Raw genomic sequence first — 16,721 nt, 5'->3', positions numbered from 1 at the left:
CGCCAGCGGCTCGACCTGATCCTCTGTCTCGACCAGCACGGCGCGGTCGGCACCCATGGCGAGTGCTGTGCGCAGCGTCTCTTCGGCCTTGGCGGGACCGATCGACACGACGATCACTTCCTCTGCCTTGCCGGCTTCCTTCAGCCGCAACGCTTCCTCGACGGAAATCTCGTCGAACGGGTTCATCGACATCTTCACATTCGCTAGCTCGACGCCCGAGCCGTCAGACTTGACGCGAATTTTGACGTTGTAATCTACGACCCGCTTGATCGGAACGAGCAGTTTCATGGAATTCTCCTTGTCGTCAGCAGAGGGTGCGGAATCGGTCGACCATCACGTCGAGAACCTCGCCGGGGTCGCGCTTCCACCAGTTGTTCGCAGAAAAAATCTCGACTTCGCACGGCCCGGCGTAGCCCGCGCCCTCGACGCCTTTGCGGATCGCCTTGAGATCGGCGACACCATCGCCCATCATGCCGCGATCGAGCAGGACATCGCGCGTATCGGCGAGCCAGTCGCAGAGATGATAGCCGAAGATCCGGGCCTTGCCGGCACGTATCAGCTGGGTATCGAGGTCGCTGTCCCACCAGACATGATAGACATCGACGGCAACGCCGAGGTTTGGTGCGTCGACCGCGTCGCAGATGTCGAGAGCATCCCGCACGGTCGTCAGGCAGGAGCGGTTGCCGGCATAGACGGGATTGAGCGGTTCGAGCGCCAGCTTGACATTGCATTCCGCCGCATAGGGTGCGAGGTCGGCGACACGGTCGGCCACGATCTTGAGGCTCTCGGCCGTGCCCTTGGTGCCGCGATGCACACCTCCCACCACAATCGTCAGCACGGTCGCCCCGAGGCCGGCGGCCATGTCGATGGAGGCCTTCGCCTCGTCGAGAACCGCAGCCTTGTCGATGGCCTCCGTGCCGACGAGAAACGGGGTGCGGCAAAGCCCGGCCACGGACAGGCCCGCTGCCCGCGCCCGGTCCCCAATCTCGATGGCCCGTGCACCGATTTCCCGACGCCAGAAGACGATCGAGCCGAAACCGCGCGCGGCGCAGGCATCTATCACCCGCTCGGGCTCCCATCCCGCTCCATGGCCTTCGAGGTTGTGCCCGAGGCTGGCTGTGTTCAGTGCCAAGGCCGAATGGTCGCTCGAAAAATCGCGCATCGTCATGCGCCGTAGAGGGCGAGCAGCTTCTTCATGCGCTCGACTGCAAGCTCCGGATTCCGCAACAGGCCGCACTGGTCGGCAAGACGGAAGACCTCGACGAAATAGGGGAGCGGCCGCATGGCATGGGCGCCATTCAGCATCACGAAGTGATCCTGGAAACCATTCAGCCAGGCGAGGAAGACGACGCCGGTCTTGTAGTATTGCGTGGGCGCGCGAAAGATCAGACGGGCGAGCGGCACGGTGGGGTCGAGTGTTGCGCGGAAGGCTGCTTTGTCACCCTCGCCCAGCCGCTCCACCGCATAGGCCGCGGCAGGCGCGAGCGGGTCGAAGATGCCGAGCAGAGCATGGGAGAACCCCTCGCTGTCGCCCTCGATGAGTTCGGGATAGTTGAAGTCGTCGCCAGTGTACATTTTCACGCCGGCCGGGAGGAGGCGGCGCATGACGATCTCTTTCTCCTTGTCGAGGAGGGAGATCTTGATGCCGTCGACCTTCGCCGTGTTCGCTTCGATAACCGCGAGCGCCGTCTGCATGGCAGGTTCAAACGCCGCATCGCCCCAATAGCCGGCAAGTTGTGGGTCGAACATATCGCCGAGCCAATGCAGGATCACCGGCTCATCGCACGCGGCGAGCACATCGGAATAGACCTTGAGGTAGTCTTCCGGCCCTTTCGCGACGCGCACCAGCGCGCGGGAGGCCATGAGGATGAGGCGGCCACCGAGTTTCTGGATCGCTCCCGCCTGTTCCAGATAGGCCCGGCGCACATCGTCCAGGCTCGTCACCGTCGCGGGGTCGAGATGATCCGTGCCGCAACCGTTGGCGACGAGCGCATCCGGAAGCTCCTCGCGCGTGCGGCGGATCAGTTCGAGCGCGCCTGGCCAATCGAGCCCCATGCCGCGCTGCGCCGTATCCATCGCCTCGGCAATGCCGAGGCCAAGGCCGGCGAGGTAGCGGCGAAACTCCATCGTCTTCGACCAGTCCACCGTAGCGCGACCCGAGGGATCGTTCGCTGTGAAAGGATCGGCGACGACATGAGCGGCAGAATAGACCACACGCGCCGGGTTTTTACCGAGCGTCGCAGCCGCGATCGGTGTTCCGGTCAGGGCGTAGTCGGTGCGGCGACCGGCGGTATCGGGAAGGGCAATTTTCATGGAAGTGACCTCAGAAGCGCGGGACGAGCATGCCGGCATCGGCCGGGATCGACAGTCCGGTTGTGTAAGGAAGCCGGCCGGTCGCAAGGGATGCGATCAACGTGCCGACTTCGTCCGGCTCGCCGACGCGTGGGAAGAGCGTAAGCCCCTGCGACGCCCGTTCGCGATAAGCCTCGATGACAGGCGCGGTCATCTCGGTGGCGATCAGGCCGGGCTGGACGTCATAAACGGCAATGTTCTCCCGCCCGAGCCGAACGGCGAGCGTCTTGGAAACCATGGCGGCTGCGGCCTTCGAGGAGCAGTATTCCGAACGCTGCTCCGCTACGGCGACGGCATTCGACGAGGTGACGTTGACGATCGAATGGAAGAGCGATGGCCGGGCGCGTGCAAGAAGGCGGCGGGCGAAGGCCTGGCTCAGGAAGAACAGGGCCTTCGTGTTGACGGCAAAGCAGCGGTCCCAGCTCTCTTCCGAGACCTCCAGCATGTCGCCGCGCTTTAGCACGCCGACACCGGCATTGTTGACCAGCGTGGTGAGCGGCCCGAGCTTTTCCTCGACCGCACCGAGCGCCGCCTCGTGGCCGCCGATCGCGGCGACATCGAACGGGGCGGCGACCACCGGAACGCCATAGGCCGCGATGCGGGCGACGGCGGCGGCAAGCTCGGCATCCTCGACCGGCGCGTTAATCGCGACCGCAAAGCCCTCCCGCGCCAAGGCCTCGGCAACGGCAAGCCCGATGCCGCGTGAAGAGCCCGTGACGAGTGCCGCCGGCCGGGCAGACGCGGCGCTCATGCCCGTGCGCCCTTCTTCAGGAGTTCGCGCGCGATGATCATGCGCTGGATCTGGTTGGTGCCTTCATAGATCTGGGTGATTTTCGCATCGCGGTAGAGACGCTCGACCTCGAAACCGCGGATGTAGCCGGAGCCGCCAAAGACCTGCACGGCATCGGCGGTGCGTTGCACGGCCATGTCGCCGGCAAAACATTTTGCAATGGAGCAGGCTTTCGTTGCATCCGCCCCACTGTCGATCTTCGAGGCGGCGGAGTGGACGAGCAGGCGCGCGGCCTCGATGTCCTTCGCCATGTCGGCGAGCAGCCATTGCACACCCTGGAAATCGGAAATCGCCTTGCCGAACTGCTTGCGCGTCCCGGCATAGTCGAGTGCTGCCTCGAGGCCGGCCTGGGCGATGCCGACCGCAAGCGAAGCAATGCCGACACGCCCCTTGTCGAGCACCGACATCATCATGTGGAAGCCGCGGCCTTCCGTGCCGAGCAGGGCATCGACCGGCAGGCGCACATCCGTGAAGTTCAGCGCGCCGACCTGGCTGGCGCGCTGCCCCATCTTGTGTTCCTTCGGCCCTCTTTCGACGCCGGCCGAATGCAGGTCGACGATGAAGATCGACATGCCGCGGTTGCCGGCTTCCTTGTCCGTGCGCGCCAGCACGAAACCGTAGTCGGCGACCGGTGCATTGTGGATCCAGATCTTGCCGCCGTTCAGCCGCCAGCCGTTTCCGTCGCGTGTTGCCGTGGTGCGGATGCCCGAAACATCGGTGCCTGCCTCCGGCTCGGTGATGCAATAGGCAACCTTCGAACGCATGCCGAGGATCTCAGGCAGAAGAGCCTGCTGGCTTTCCGTGCCATGGCGCACGAGGAGGCTCGAGATGAGTTCGATCAGGCCGCACTGGTCGGCGACAGAAGCATAACCACGGCTCAACTCCTCCATGACAAGCGCATAGGTGAGCGTATCGAAACCCGGCCCACCGAGCGCTTCCGGCACGCCGATGCCGAAGAGGCCGAGCTTTGCCATCTCCTCGTAGAGATCCGCGGGGAAGCGCTCCTCGCGGTCGAGTTCCTCGGCCAGAGGGCGGATCGTTTCGTCAGCAAAAGCGCGCGCCATCTCGCGCACCTGCTCCTGTGTTTCGGTGAGATACATCTGCCTCGCCTCCCATCTAGTAACTATCTGGTTACATACATTCGACCTTCGGTGAACGTCAAGATGGAAAAATTCGTGCGCCGCAAATGTAGCTGCTTGCACAGTCGTTTGGCCCCGTGCATATTATTCACTAATCAGTTACTTAAGGAGGACGAAATGCATCCAGGAGAAAAGCGGAAATTCGGTCGAACGGACCTCGACGTGACCGCCTTCGGCTTCGGCACCGCCCCACTCGGCAACATTTTTCGCGAGATAGACGAGGAGACGTCGCAGGAAATGTTCGCGCGTGCCTGGGAGGCTGGCGTGCGATTCTTCGACACCGCCCCGATGTATGGCCATGGCCTCGCCGAACTGCGGACCAGCCATGCGCTGCGCTGGAAGAACCGGGATGACTTCGTGCTCGCCTCCAAGGTTGGGCGCCTGCTGCGCCCGGCGCGGCGCGATACGATCGACTTCGCGCCCTGGACGAATGCCGCGCCGTTCACCATGCATTTCGACTACAGCTACGATGGTACGATGCGCGCCTTCGAGGACAGCTTGCAGAGGCTTGGGCTGGAGCGGATGGATATGTGCTTCATCCACGACATCGACGTTTTCACGCGCGGGAGCGAACAGCCGGAGGTGTTCGAGCAGGCAATGGACGGCGCCTGGCGGGCACTGGAGCAGCTGCGCTCGGAAAAGCTCGTGAAGGCGATCGGCGTCGGCGTCAACGAATGGCAGGTCTGCCACGAAGCGCTGCTACGCCACGATTTCGACTGCTTCCTGCTGGCAGGGCGCTATACCCTGCTCGAACAGGAAGCGCTGGACACCTTCCTGCCGCTCTGCGAGGCGCGCCGTGCGGCAGTGGTCGTCGGCGGTGGCTTCAATTCGGGCATCCTTGCCACCGGGGCAAAGGAAGGCGCGAAGTACAACTATGCTCCCGCACCACGGGAGATCATGGAAAAGGTCGCGAAGATCGAGGCCGTCTGCGCCGAACATGGCGTGCCGCTTGCAGCAGCGGCCCTGCAGTTCGTCGTAGCCCACCCCGCTGTCCCGTCCTTCATGGCAGGCACGCGCACGATCGAACAGCTGGACCAGAACCTTGCGTGGTTCGCCCATCCGATCCCAGCCGACTTCTGGGCGGATCTGAAGAAAAAGGGCCTGTTGCGCGAGGATGCGCCCGTTCCGGCGTGAACCGCGCCTGCCCGCGCTGCGAAGGCGGCGCGGGCAATTTTAGCGGATCAGGATTGCCCTGAAGTCATTGACGTTGGTTCCTGTCGGGCCGGGCACGAACAGATCTTCCAAACGGTAAAACGCCGTCCAGGCATCGTTGCCGGCGAGCAGGGCTGAGGGATCCGTCCCCAGCTCGCGCAAACGCCTCATGCTGGCGCCATCGGCAAACGCACCCGCATTGTCCTCCGAGCCGTCGATACCATCCGTGTCGGCAGCAAGCGCCGCGAAGGGAACGCCCTCGCCTGCGAGCGCAAGCGACAGCAGGAACTCCGTATTGCGTCCGCCCTTGCCACGCCCCCTGACAGTCACCGTCGTCTCCCCGCCCGAGAGGATAACGACCGGGCGCGAAAATGGGCGGTCGCGACTGGCGACTTCACGCGCAATCGCGGAATGAACGCGCCCGACTTCGCGCGCCTCGCCCTCGATGCAATCCGACAGGATGACGGCAGGCACGCCAAGGGCCTCCGCCCGTTGTGCGGCAGCCTCCAGGGAGAGGCGGGCGGAAGCGACGACATGAACCTCATGCGCGGCAAAGACCGGGTCATCCGCCGACGGCGGCTCTCCCTCATGTCCGCCGAGCCACGCCTCGATCCGCTCGGGCAGCTTGATACCCCATGTCTTGACCAGCGAGCGTGCGTCTTCACGATCGCTTGCATCCGGCACCGTCGGCCCGCTTGCGACCTGCGCCGGATCGTCGCCCGGGACATCGGAGACGACGAGCGTTACGACCTTCGCAGGATGACAGGCCGCAGCAAGCCGCCCGCCCTTGATGCCGGAGACCTGCTTGCGAAGGACGTTCATGACGGAAATCGGCGCGCCGCTTGAAAGGAGCGCGCTGTTCAGTGCAGCCTCATCCTCCAGCGTCAGATTGCCAGGTGGAGCGGGAAGAAGCGCGGAACCGCCGCCGCATATCAGCGCGACGACGAGATCGTCCTCGGTAAGCCCCGTTACGGCGTCGAAAAGTGCCTGCGATGCCGCAAGCCCCGCCGCATCGGGTACGGGATGGGCCGCCTCGAGCACACGGATGCGCCGGCAGGGCGCGGCATAGCCGTAGCGCGTCACCACAACACCTTCCAGCGGCCCCTCCCACAGCTTTTCGAAAGCTGCGGCAAGCTGCGCGGCGCCTTTGCCGGCGCCAATCACGACGGTTCGCCCCTTGGGCCGGGGCGGCAGATACGCGCTCACGGCTTTTTCCGGATCCGCAGCCTCGACCGCGGCACGAAAAAGCTCTGCGAGAAAGTCTTTGTCTTCGGGCTTCATGAGGCCGCCATGGATATCGGGTGTTGAAACGGGGCTACTTGCCGAAATGGGCGGGTCGCTTCTGCCGGTAGGCAGCAAGCCCTTCCGTCAGATCCTCTGATGCAGCCGCAACGGCCCCGGCCAAAGCCTCGACGACCCGCTCGTTTTCCTCGCCCTCGGCGGCGTTGATCAGCATCTTCGTCAACTCCGTCGCTCGTGGCGAGCGTTTCAGCACGCGCGCCGCAGCAGCGTCTGCGGCAGCAGCGCCCTCACCCGTCGCCACGACCTGATCGACAAGACCCAGCGCAAGGGCCTCCTGCGCCGCATAAACCTCGCCGAAAAGCGCCATGCGGCGAACAAGTTGCGTGCCGAAACGGCGTGAAGCGCGCTGCGTGCCGGACCAGCCAGGGATGATGCCGAGGCCGGGCTCCGGCTGGCCGATCTTCACATGCGCCTCGGCGATACGCAGGTCCGCGCAGGCAGCAAGCTCCAGCCCGCCGCCGAGCGCATGGCCGTTCAGCACCGCGATCAGCGGAACCGTAAGACGCGCCAATGCGTCGAAAGCGCCATGCCCGTCGCGCAACCAGCGGCGTGAGAAGGTGTCCGCGTCAAGATTGCTCCACGCATCGATATCACCGCCCGCACAGAAGGATTTTCCGCCCTCGCCGGCAAGGATGGCGACCCGGGCATCCGAGCGTTCGATGATGCGACACGCCTGCAACAGGGCGTCGATCATATCCTCGTCGATCGCGTTCAGCTTTTCCGGACGACGCAGGGTAATCCGTGCAACGCAGTCCTCGATGGAAAGTCCGACGCGCGGATCGCTCACAGCGCCAGCCCCATGGCTTCGGCGCGAAACAGCGCATCCTCCATCACCTTGAGCGTCTTCGAGACCCGCAGCGGCGTCGCGGCCTGATCGAGAACATCGCGCTGGAGATCAAGGCCGGGCGCGATCTCGGTGACGACGAGCCCGTCGGCTTCGAGTTCGATCACGCAGCGCTCGGTCACATAGGTGATCTCCTGCCCCTGCGCACGGGCGCGCTTGCCGGAGAAGCTGACCTGATCGACCTTCGGCACGAACTTGGCGATACGGCCCTCCTTGTCGATCACCAGGCGGCCATCCTCGACATGCATCTTTGCGCCTGCATTGAAATTGCCCGAGAAGACGATCTTTTTCGCGCGCGAGGTGATGTCCACGAATCCACCGGCGCCAGCGGTGCGGTGCGGCGTTGCCGCGAGGCGGCTGACATTGACTGATCCCTCGGCATCGATCTCGAGGAAGGACAGGAGCGAGCAGTCGAAACCGCCTGCCTGGAAGTAACAGAACTGGTGCGGCGAGGCGACGAAGGCCTCCGCATTGGAGGCGCAGCCGAATTTGAAATCGAGGAGTGGCACGCCGCCGACTGCACCCTGCTCGATCACCCAGGTGACCTTGCCATGCAACCCTTCCTCGATGAGGATGCGCGGCACATTAGCCGAAATGCCGAAGCCGATATTGACGGCCCAGTCGGCCTTCAGTTCCTGCGCCACGCGGCGGGCGATGACCTTGCCGACATCGAGCCCGGGCAGGCGGAACGTTTCCAACGGGCGGAAGAGTTCGCCCGAGATCGCCGGATCATAGGGTGTTGCTGTCGTCTGCAACTGGTCGGGCGCTTCCACGATGACGTCCACGAGAATACCGGGCACACGCACGTCATGCGGGCGCAATGTTCCGCTCGCCGCCACGCGCTTGACCTGCGCGATGACGAGGCCGCCGGAATTGCGCGCCGCAAGCGCCATTTCCATCGCACCGAGAGTCGCGCCCTCCTGTTCGAAGGTCAGGTTGCCCTTCTCGTCCGCGGTCGTTGCACGGATGATCGCGACATCAGGGCGGATCGCCGGGAAATGCAGCCAGTCCTCGCCCTCGAAGGCAACGCGCTTGACGAGCGGCGCGGCGCGCGCGCTGGCATTCATCGCACAGCCGTCCTGATCGGGATCGACGAAGGTTTCCATGCCGACCTTGGTCAGCACGCCGGGGCGCTTGGCCGCGCCTTCGCGCAGCATGTCGAAGACGATGCCGGAGGGTACATTCCAGGCTGCGAGTTCCTCCTTGAGGATCATCTGCCAGATGAGCGGCGGCTCGGCATTGCTCGGCCCGGAGGGATAGGAGCCGCCGATGATCTTCACCAGCATGCCCGGCTTGGCGATGTGGTCGACACCCCGCGTGCCGAAAAAGTCGCCGGCGGCGATCGGGTGGATGGAGGTAAGGCCACGCGGATGGCCTTCGTTGTCGAAGCGCTCGCCAAGTGCTTTCAGCACCGCGTCGGGGCAGCAAAGGCCGGAGGAAGAGTTGACGGCAACGACGGCTCCGTCCCTGACGAGCTGGGCAGCCTCCTGTGCAGTCTTCACCTTCTTCATCGCCGAAATCTCCGTTCCCGATTGCATTAAGTAACTAACTAGTTATACATTAATCACAGCCAGGACAATCCGGCAAGTGAGATTTTCGCGTTGAATGGCAATCGCGATGCCGGCACATCAGCCCGCAAAGGAGGAGGCATGAACATCTATTTCCAGAAGAGTTTTCAGCGGGGTTTCGGCACCTATCCGCTCAAAGCGGACGACCTGAGAAACGCCATCGATGCCGCCGTCGACGCCGGATACCGGGCGTTCGACACCGCGCAGATGTATGGTAACGAGGCCGATACAGGTGCGGCACTCGCCGCCTGCGGCGTCGCACGCAAAGACCTCTGCATCACCACGAAGGTCCACCCCGACCACTATTCGGAGGAGAAGTTCCTGCCCTCGGTCGAGGCCAGCCTGAAGGCGCTGCAGGTCGATCGCGTCGACGCACTTCTGCTGCACTGGCCGCCCGTCGGTGGCGACGTGGCACCGTCCCTGCGCCTGTTGCAGACGGCCAAGGACCGCGGCTTTGCAGACACTATCGGCGTCTCGAACTACACGGCCCGCATGATGCATGTGGCACGCACTGTGGTCGATGGGCCACTCGTCACCAACCAGGTGGAGTTTCATCCGCTGGTCGATCAGCAAAAACTTCTCGCCGCCGCATCGGAGACGGGCATTCCGCTTTCATCCTATGCGTCGATCGCCCGCGGCGAAGTGTTCAAACATGGCCTCTTTGCCGAGATCGGCAAAACCTACGGCAAGTCGGCCGCGCAGGTCGTGTTGCGCTGGATTCTGCAGAAGGGCGTGCCGCTGAACACGATGTCGACGAAACCGGAAAACATCCGGGCAAATTTCGACATCATGGATTTCACGTTATCGTCGATCGACATGGACAGGATCGACGCCTTGAACGCCACCGGCTACCGCATCATCAAGCCGGGGCAGCTGCCCTGGGTTCCCGAATGGGATTAACGAAAAAAGGGCGGCCGCAAGGCCGCCCTTCTCGCTTACAGGCTGCCGATCGATCAGGCGTTGCCGCGGATCATGTCCGATGCCTTTTCCCCGATCATGATCGTCGCCGCATTGGTGTTGGAGCCGACGAGGCTCGGCATCGTAGAACTGTCGCAGATGCGGATGCCATCGAGGCCATGCACCCGCAGTTGCGGATCGACCACCGACATCTCATCACGCCCCATCTTGCAGGTGCAAGTCGGGTGATAGGAGGTGCGCCCGTACTGGCGCGCATAGGCCACGTAGTCCGCTTCCGTCCGCACATTGCGATCGGGGAAATGCAGCGCCTTGATGTATTTTTGCAGCGAAGCCTGCGCAAAAATTTCCTGGCTGATCTTCACACCCTCGACCGAGATTTTTACGTCGTCGGGATCGGCAAGGAAGTTCGGATCGATGACCGGCAGGGCGCGCGGATCGGCCGAGCGCAGGCTCACGGTCCCGCGCGACTTCGGCCGCAGCGTGTAGGAATTCAGCGTGATGCCGGACGAGCCCTTAGGCACGCCGGGAACGCCGGCTTCCGCGCCGGCGCCTGCTAGGAAATGGAACTGCAGGTCCGGCGTCGGGTTTGCCTTGTCGCCATACCAGAATGCGCCACCCTCCACGACGTTTGACGTGATGGGACCGGAGTTGAACAGCGTGTACTGAATACCCGCCCAGATCGACCAGTGCAGTTTGTTGTACTTGTCGAGACTGTCGTGGTTCTTCAACTCCGCAACGATGTCGACGCCAAAGTGGTCCTGCAGGTTCTGCCCGACACCGGCCATATCCTGCACGACATCGATGCCGTGGTGTCTCAACGCATCCGCCGGCCCGATGCCCGAAAGCATCATCAGCTTCGGCGTGCCAATGGCACCGGACGTGAGGAGAACTTCGCTTTCCGCCCGTGCGACCGTGCGATTACCGCCGACTTCATATTCCACGCCGACAGCCCGGCGTCCTTCGAAGACGACGCGCAGGACAAGCGCGCCCGTGACGACCGTCAGGTTCGGACGGTTCAGGGCCGGCCGCAGATAGCCGACGGCCGCCGAGCAGCGCCGATTGTTGCGTGTCGTCGTCTGGTAGACGCCGGCACCTTCCTGCACCGGACCGTTGAAATCCGGATTGTAGGGAATACCGAACTCCTGGCAGCTCTGCACGAAGGCGCGCGTCATGCGTTGTGGCTCAGGAATGTTCGAGACGCCGAGTGGGCCGTCCGTGCCATGCCAGGCGCCGGAGAGGATCGAATTGCCCTCCGAACGCAGGAAATACTTCTGGATGTCCTTGAAGCCCCAACCCTCGGCACCCTCTTCCACCCAGCGGTCATAATCGCTAGGCACGCCGCGGGTGAAAACCTCCGCATTGATCGATGAACCGCCACCGAGCACCTTCGCCTGCGCGTACAGGATCTCGCGGTTGTTAGCGTGTTTCTGGGGCGCGGTCTTCAGGCCCCAGGTCAACGGCCCCGTCGTCATCTTGGCGAAGCCGACGGGCATGTGGATGAGCGGATTTGTGTCGCGTCCGCCCGCCTCGACGAGGCAGACCCGGGCGGACGGATTTTCCGAAAGCCGTGCCGCCAGCACGCAGCCGGAGGAGCCGCCGCCGACGATCACATAGTCATAGCCGGCGGACATCATGCGATCCAATGCGTGCGCTTGCCGATCTCGACATGAACGGACTTCACCTGCGTATACTCCTCCACCCCATACATGCCGGCCTCGCGGCCCCAGCCGGATTGCTTGAACCCGCCAAGCGGCATTTCAGGACCGCCCGCCATGATCGTGTTGACCCAGAAGCGCCCGGCACGCACCCGGCGGCTCACCGTCAGCGCCTTGTCGATATTCTTCGTCCAGACGCTCGCCGCAAGTCCATAGACGGTGTCATTGGCAAGCTGAATGGCTTCTTCCACCGTCTCGAAATGCATGGAGCACAGAACGGGGCCGAAAATCTCGTCTCGGGCAATCGCCATGTCGCGGGAAACATCGGAGAAAAGCGTTGGCGCAATGTACTGGCCGCGGCCGAGATCGATCGCCTCGCCTCCAGTGAGCAGCTTGGCGCCGGCCGCCTTGCCCTGAGCGATATAGTCGAGGATCGTGGCGTTCTGCGCTTCGGTGGTGATGGCGCCGACCTGTGTGCGCTCATCGAGCGGATCGCCGACGCGGATCTTCTTCATCTTTTCGACGAGCAGCTTTTCGAATTTCTCGGCAACCGAGCGCTCGACGATCAGGCGCGAAGAAGAAACGCAGCACTGCCCGGTGTTGAAGCTGATGCCGAAGGCCGCGCCATCGGCGGCGTCTTCGAGATCGGAATCGGCGAAGACAATGATCGGGTTCTTGCCGCCAAGTTCCAGGCCGAGCTTCTTGAAATTGCTGTCTGCGGCCGCGTGGACGCAGGAGCGGCCGACGGCCGTCGAGCCGGTGAAGGACAGCATGTCGACATCCGGGTGCTCGGACAGCGCCTGACCGATCGTGCGGCCGGAGCCGGTGACGACGTTGTAGACACCCGCCGGCAGGCCCGCTTCGGCCAAAACTTCGGCGAGCAACAGCGTCGTCGCGGCGGTGACCTCTGAGGGTTTCACGACCATCGTGCAACCCGAGGCGAGGATGAAGGGCACGCGCTCGCAGAGGATCAGGAACGGGAAGTTCCAGGGCGTGATGAGGCCGACGACGCCGATCGGCTCGCGCAGCACCATGCCGAAGAGATCGTCGCCAAGCGAATTAAAGCTGTCGCCATGCAGCATGCGCGCCGCACCGGCGCCGACTTCAAAGCAGGCGATGCAGTGATCGATCTCGCCACGCGCTTGGGAAATGGGCTTGCCGTTTTCCAAGGCTTCCCAATACGCGATCTCATCACGACGGCGACGCAGGATTTCGGCGACGCGTAGCAGGACGCTTCCACGCGCGGCGCCAGAAAGGCCAGCCCAGCGACGATCCTCGAAGGCGTGGCGGGCTGCAGCGACGGCGGAATTCAGGTCATCGACCGTGCAGCGAACCGTGCGCGTGACCGGCGTACCATGACCCGGCGAGCTACGCTCGAAGTGCTCCGCGCCGTCCTTCCACTCTCCGTCGACAAAAAAGCCGAAGGCGCGCGCTGCGGTCGGGGCAGAAAGGAACTGGTTCTTCTGGTCCATGGGATACCTCCACTTCAATAGGTCTTACGCCGCAATGGCGATCTGTGTCTTCAGGTCCTGCGGCCGGTCGCCGAGAGTTTCGAAAGCCTCCTGGATATTCTCCAGGCAATAGCTTGCCCTGGTGAAATCATCCGTGCGGAAACGGCCATGCGACAGCAAAGTCAGTGCGTCGTGCATATCCTCCCCCATGCCGGCAACGGACCCCTTGAGGCTGCCCTCCTCGAGAACCGTGCGGAGGATATCGACGGGGACCGTTTCGCCCGGTGGGGTGATGCCGAAGAAAGCGACATGTCCGCCGCGACGCGCCAGGTCAAAGGCCTGCTCGTAGAGTTTTCGATTTCCGACGCTTTCGATGATGAAATCCGCACCGCGCCCGCCGGTCATCCGAAGCACGGTGGCCTTCAGCTCCGCCGGATCGGATACCGCAGCATCCGCCCCCGCTTCGAGCGCCATGCGGCAGCGATCGGCTGAGAGATCGGCGACGATGATGGGCGCTGCACCGACGAGCCGCATCATCTGCACATGCAGATTGCCGATCGGCCCGGCGCCGAAGATGACCACGGACTGGCCGAACGTCACCTTCGCCTTGCGCGCGGCGCGAACGACGCAGGCGACCGGCTCGGTGAGGGCCAGGATATCGTCAGGGATATCGGCCTCGACGGGGATCGCAAGCCGCGCGGGCACGGCGACGAACTCGGCAAAGCCGCCGTCCCGGCCAATGCCGACCTGGGTGACTTCGGTGCAGTTCAGCACCTCATTGCGACGGCACCAGAAGCAGGTGCCGCAGCCGATATTGATGTCGACAACGACGCGCGCGCCGACGGCCAGATGCCGGACATTGGCGCCGCACTCTGCGATCGTTCCGCAAAACTCATGACCGGGGATCAGCGGCAGTTTGTCGGCGGCGTAGTGACCGTTGAAGATGTGAATGTCCGTGCCGCAGATGCCGGTGCGCGTTACCCGCACCAGGACATCCTCCGGCCCGATGGCCGGGACTGGAACGTCACGGAGTTCGAAGCGCTTCGGCGCGATCAGAACGGCAGCGCGCATGGTGTTCATCGCCATCCCTCACTTCACGGTGCGCAGCTTGGCGCGGTCGATGGTGAGCGCGATGGCGACGATCAGCACGATGCCGAACACGATCTGCTGGCGTGTCGCGTCAATCTCGAAATAGAGCATCGACGCGCGGATGACGGCGACGATAAGCGTGCCGATCACCGTATTGACCACGCCGCCCACCCCACCCGTCAGCGGCGTACCGCCGACAAGAACGGCAACGATGGCCGGCAAAAGGAAACCGTTGGCAATCGTCGGCGCACCGCCCGAAAGTTTTACCGCGAAGAGCAGGCCGGCAATGGCGGCGAGCGCACCGGAAATCGCAAAGGCGAGGATCTTGTAACGCGCGACGTTGAGACCCGAGGCGGCGGCGGCAAGCTCGCCGGCGCCGACCGCCTTCAAGGCACGGCCAAGTGTCGTTCGTCGTTCGATGAACAGGCAGATCGCGACAAGCACGGCGGCAATCAGCAGTTCATGCGGCACGCCCCAGGCGCGACCGATCATCCAGCCAAAAGTCTCGTTGCGCTGCGTCGCATCCATGTTGAGCGCCCGCTGGCCGGAAAGCCATTGCGCGATCGAGAAGGCGACGCCGCCGACCGCGAGCGTCGAGATGAAGGACGGCACGAAAAGGCGCGTTGTGACATAGCCGGAGAGCATGCCAAGCAGGAAGCCCGCGAGCACGCAGAGCACGGCGACCCACGCCCCCATCGACGCAAGATAGACCGAGGCGACGACCGTCACCATGTTCGCCATGGACTGGGCCGAAAGGTCGATGCCGCCGATATAGATGGCGAAGGTGAGCCCGAGCGCCATGATGAACAGCGGCACGATATCGCCGGCAATGCCGAGCAGGTTCGAAGGGCGCAGGAAGCCCGGATCGTTGATGCCGACGATCGCGACGAGCACGGCGAGCGTGATCCAGGGCAGGTGCGGTTTAAGGCGCTGAATATCCATCTTGTCCCTCAGATCATGTAGTGCAACAGGTCGAAGGGCGTGGGCTTGGCGCCCGGCTCGCAGGCAAATTCTTTCTGCATGCGCCCGTCCTTGACGACGATGATGGTGTGCGACAGGCCGATCGCCTCTTCCAGCGTATCGGCGACGAGCACGATGCCGACGCCCGCCGCACTCATCGCGCGGATCATGTCGTAGACGTCTTCCTTCGCGCCGATGTCGAGGCCGCGTGTCGGGTGGTCGAGAAGCATGATATCGGAGCCGCCGGAACGCCACTTGGCGAGCACGACCTTCTGCTGGTTGCCGCCCGAGAGATTGCCGCAATCGGCAAATTCCGAATGCGCCTTGATCGAGAGTTTCTTGATCCAGTCGCGCGCTAGCGCCCGCTCTTCGGCGACGCGCAGGACGCCGTTGCTGGAATGGTTCTTCATCTGCGAGAGCGTCATGTTCTCGTAGACATTCATGCCGGCGACAATGCCCTCGATCTTGCGCTCGCGCGGTACATAGCCGACACCGCTGGCGACCGACTGGCGTGGCGAATAGCCGTTCGCATCCACGCCCTTGATCCTGAGGTGACCGGTCACCGGCGTCAGCATGCCATAGATCGTGCGCAGGATCGCCTCGCGGCCGGATCCTTCCGTGCCGACGAGACACAGAACTTCGCCAGCATGCACCGTGAACGAAATGTCCTCAATGCGGCCCGGCAGGCCGACGCCCGCCATCTCGACCAGCACTTTCGAACGATCGAACGGCGTCTGCAGGTGCTCGCGATAGTATTGCTTGTCGACGTTGCGACCGACCATCTTATGCTGGATCGCCTCCGCCGTCGCGCCACCGCGCTCGACCACGTCGACCACCTCGCCGTCCTTCATGACGTAGATGCGGTCGGACAGCTCCATCACCTCGTCCATACGGTGCGAGACGAAGATGAAGGACGCGCGGGTCGTCAGCTCGCGGACGAGCTTGAAGAGCAGTTGCACCTCGTCCTTGGAAAGAACGGAGGTCGGCTCGTCGAGCAGGATGACGAGGTCGCCCTCCACCCGCTCCTCAAGCGTCAGGACCTTCGCGAGTTCAACAAGCTGGCGCTGAACGAAGGACAGTTTCGACGTGACAGTCGCTGGGTCGATATCGAGCTTCACCTTGGCGAGCTGCGCCCTGGCAGCATTCGCCATCGCCTTCCAGTCAACAACGCCGAAGCGCACGAACTGGCGCTCGTAGCCAAGGAAGATGTTTTCCATGATGGTGAGGTTGGGGATCAGGGACTGCTCCTGAAACACCATCCCGATGCCCTTTTCCATCGCCTGGCGCGGATTGGAAAAGCGAACGGCCGAGCCATTGATCAGGACCTGGCCGCCATCCGGCTGGTAGGCGCCGTAGATGACCTTCATCAGGGTGGATTTGCCGGCGCCGTTCTCCCCCACAAGCCCGACGATCTCGCCGCGCTTGATATGGAAATTGATGGATTTCAGCGCGTGGACGCCGGGGAATTTCTTGTCGACGGATTTCAGCTCGTACATGGTGC

At 63.5% G+C, this 16,721-nt stretch carries 14 protein-coding genes and 1 pseudogene; 2 read left to right on the top strand and 13 right to left on the bottom strand.

Annotation, left to right across the window (positions count from 1 at the left end):
* The 5 genes and pseudogenes from MUO32_RS05075 to MUO32_RS05055 all read right to left on the bottom strand — a co-directional run.
* A pseudogene (locus tag MUO32_RS05075) lies at positions 1 to 288 on the bottom strand (electron transfer flavoprotein subunit beta/FixA family protein); the annotation flags it as partial.
* Positions 289 to 304: 16 nt separating this feature from the next.
* Positions 305 to 1,162 carry a sugar phosphate isomerase/epimerase gene (locus tag MUO32_RS05070; RefSeq protein WP_257947129.1) on the bottom strand — a complete coding sequence of 286 codons (858 nt, stop codon included), beginning with the start codon at positions 1,160 to 1,162 and terminating at the stop codon, positions 305 to 307.
* A 2-nt stretch (positions 1,163 to 1,164) separates the two neighbouring features.
* Positions 1,165 to 2,313, bottom strand: a complete 1,149-nt coding sequence (locus MUO32_RS05065) for a dihydrodipicolinate synthase family protein (RefSeq protein ID WP_257947128.1) — start codon at positions 2,311 to 2,313, stop codon at positions 1,165 to 1,167.
* Positions 2,314 to 2,323: 10 nt separating this feature from the next.
* The gene (locus MUO32_RS05060; protein WP_257947127.1) at positions 2,324 to 3,103 is read right to left on the bottom strand and encodes a 3-ketoacyl-ACP reductase; all 780 of its coding nucleotides are present in this window, start codon (positions 3,101 to 3,103) and stop codon (positions 2,324 to 2,326) included.
* Positions 3,100 to 4,242, bottom strand: coding sequence for an acyl-CoA dehydrogenase family protein (locus MUO32_RS05055; RefSeq protein ID WP_257947126.1), 1,143 nt, complete (start codon positions 4,240 to 4,242; stop codon positions 3,100 to 3,102). Before MUO32_RS05055 ends, MUO32_RS05060 begins: the two co-directional genes overlap by 4 nt.
* Positions 4,243 to 4,398: 156 nt before the next feature.
* Here MUO32_RS05055 and MUO32_RS05050 point away from each other — a divergent pair, with 156 nt between their 5' ends.
* Complete coding sequence (locus tag MUO32_RS05050) at positions 4,399 to 5,415, top strand: aldo/keto reductase (RefSeq protein ID WP_257947125.1); 1,017 nt, start codon at positions 4,399 to 4,401, stop codon at positions 5,413 to 5,415.
* Between the two features lie 39 nt (positions 5,416 to 5,454).
* Here MUO32_RS05050 and MUO32_RS05045 read toward each other — a convergent pair whose 3' ends face one another.
* From MUO32_RS05045 to MUO32_RS05035, 3 genes are read right to left on the bottom strand one after another with little or no spacing between them, the layout of a single operon-like run.
* Positions 5,455 to 6,714: a glycerate kinase gene (locus MUO32_RS05045; RefSeq protein ID WP_257947124.1), complete on the bottom strand. Its 1,260-nt coding sequence runs from the start codon at positions 6,712 to 6,714 to the stop codon at positions 5,455 to 5,457.
* 34 nt (positions 6,715 to 6,748) lie between these two features.
* The gene (locus MUO32_RS05040; protein WP_257947123.1) at positions 6,749 to 7,522 is read right to left on the bottom strand and encodes an enoyl-CoA hydratase/isomerase family protein; all 774 of its coding nucleotides are present in this window, start codon (positions 7,520 to 7,522) and stop codon (positions 6,749 to 6,751) included.
* Positions 7,519 to 9,090, bottom strand: a complete 1,572-nt coding sequence (locus tag MUO32_RS05035) for an acyl CoA:acetate/3-ketoacid CoA transferase (protein ID WP_257947122.1) — start codon at positions 9,088 to 9,090, stop codon at positions 7,519 to 7,521. The genes MUO32_RS05040 and MUO32_RS05035 overlap by 4 nt, the downstream gene beginning before the upstream one ends.
* Before the next feature lie 138 nt (positions 9,091 to 9,228).
* On the opposite strand from MUO32_RS05035, the gene MUO32_RS05030 reads away from it, so the two are divergent.
* The gene (locus MUO32_RS05030; protein ID WP_257947121.1) at positions 9,229 to 10,047 is read left to right on the top strand and encodes an aldo/keto reductase; all 819 of its coding nucleotides are present in this window, start codon (positions 9,229 to 9,231) and stop codon (positions 10,045 to 10,047) included.
* A gap of 53 nt (positions 10,048 to 10,100) precedes the next feature.
* Here MUO32_RS05030 and MUO32_RS05025 read toward each other — a convergent pair whose 3' ends face one another.
* From MUO32_RS05025 to MUO32_RS05005, 5 genes are read right to left on the bottom strand one after another with little or no spacing between them, the layout of a single operon-like run.
* Positions 10,101 to 11,696, bottom strand: a complete 1,596-nt coding sequence (locus MUO32_RS05025; RefSeq protein WP_257947120.1) for a GMC family oxidoreductase — start codon at positions 11,694 to 11,696, stop codon at positions 10,101 to 10,103.
* Positions 11,696 to 13,192: an aldehyde dehydrogenase family protein gene (locus MUO32_RS05020; protein WP_257947119.1), complete on the bottom strand. Its 1,497-nt coding sequence runs from the start codon at positions 13,190 to 13,192 to the stop codon at positions 11,696 to 11,698. The genes MUO32_RS05025 and MUO32_RS05020 overlap by 1 nt, the downstream gene beginning before the upstream one ends.
* Before the next feature lie 24 nt (positions 13,193 to 13,216).
* Positions 13,217 to 14,257: a zinc-binding dehydrogenase gene (locus tag MUO32_RS05015; protein ID WP_257947118.1), complete on the bottom strand. Its 1,041-nt coding sequence runs from the start codon at positions 14,255 to 14,257 to the stop codon at positions 13,217 to 13,219.
* Positions 14,258 to 14,260: 3 nt separating this feature from the next.
* Positions 14,261 to 15,202, bottom strand: coding sequence for an ABC transporter permease (locus MUO32_RS05010; protein WP_257947117.1), 942 nt, complete (start codon positions 15,200 to 15,202; stop codon positions 14,261 to 14,263).
* A gap of 8 nt (positions 15,203 to 15,210) precedes the next feature.
* The gene (locus tag MUO32_RS05005; RefSeq protein ID WP_257947116.1) at positions 15,211 to 16,716 is read right to left on the bottom strand and encodes a sugar ABC transporter ATP-binding protein; all 1,506 of its coding nucleotides are present in this window, start codon (positions 16,714 to 16,716) and stop codon (positions 15,211 to 15,213) included.
* Positions 16,717 to 16,721: the final 5 nt, after the last annotated feature.

The organism is Shinella sp. CPCC 101442 (assembly GCF_024704725.1).
GTDB lineage: Bacteria > Pseudomonadota > Alphaproteobacteria > Rhizobiales > Rhizobiaceae > Shinella.
Note: the sequence above shows the minus strand (reverse complement) of the source record. Positions and strands in the feature narration are given on the sequence as shown.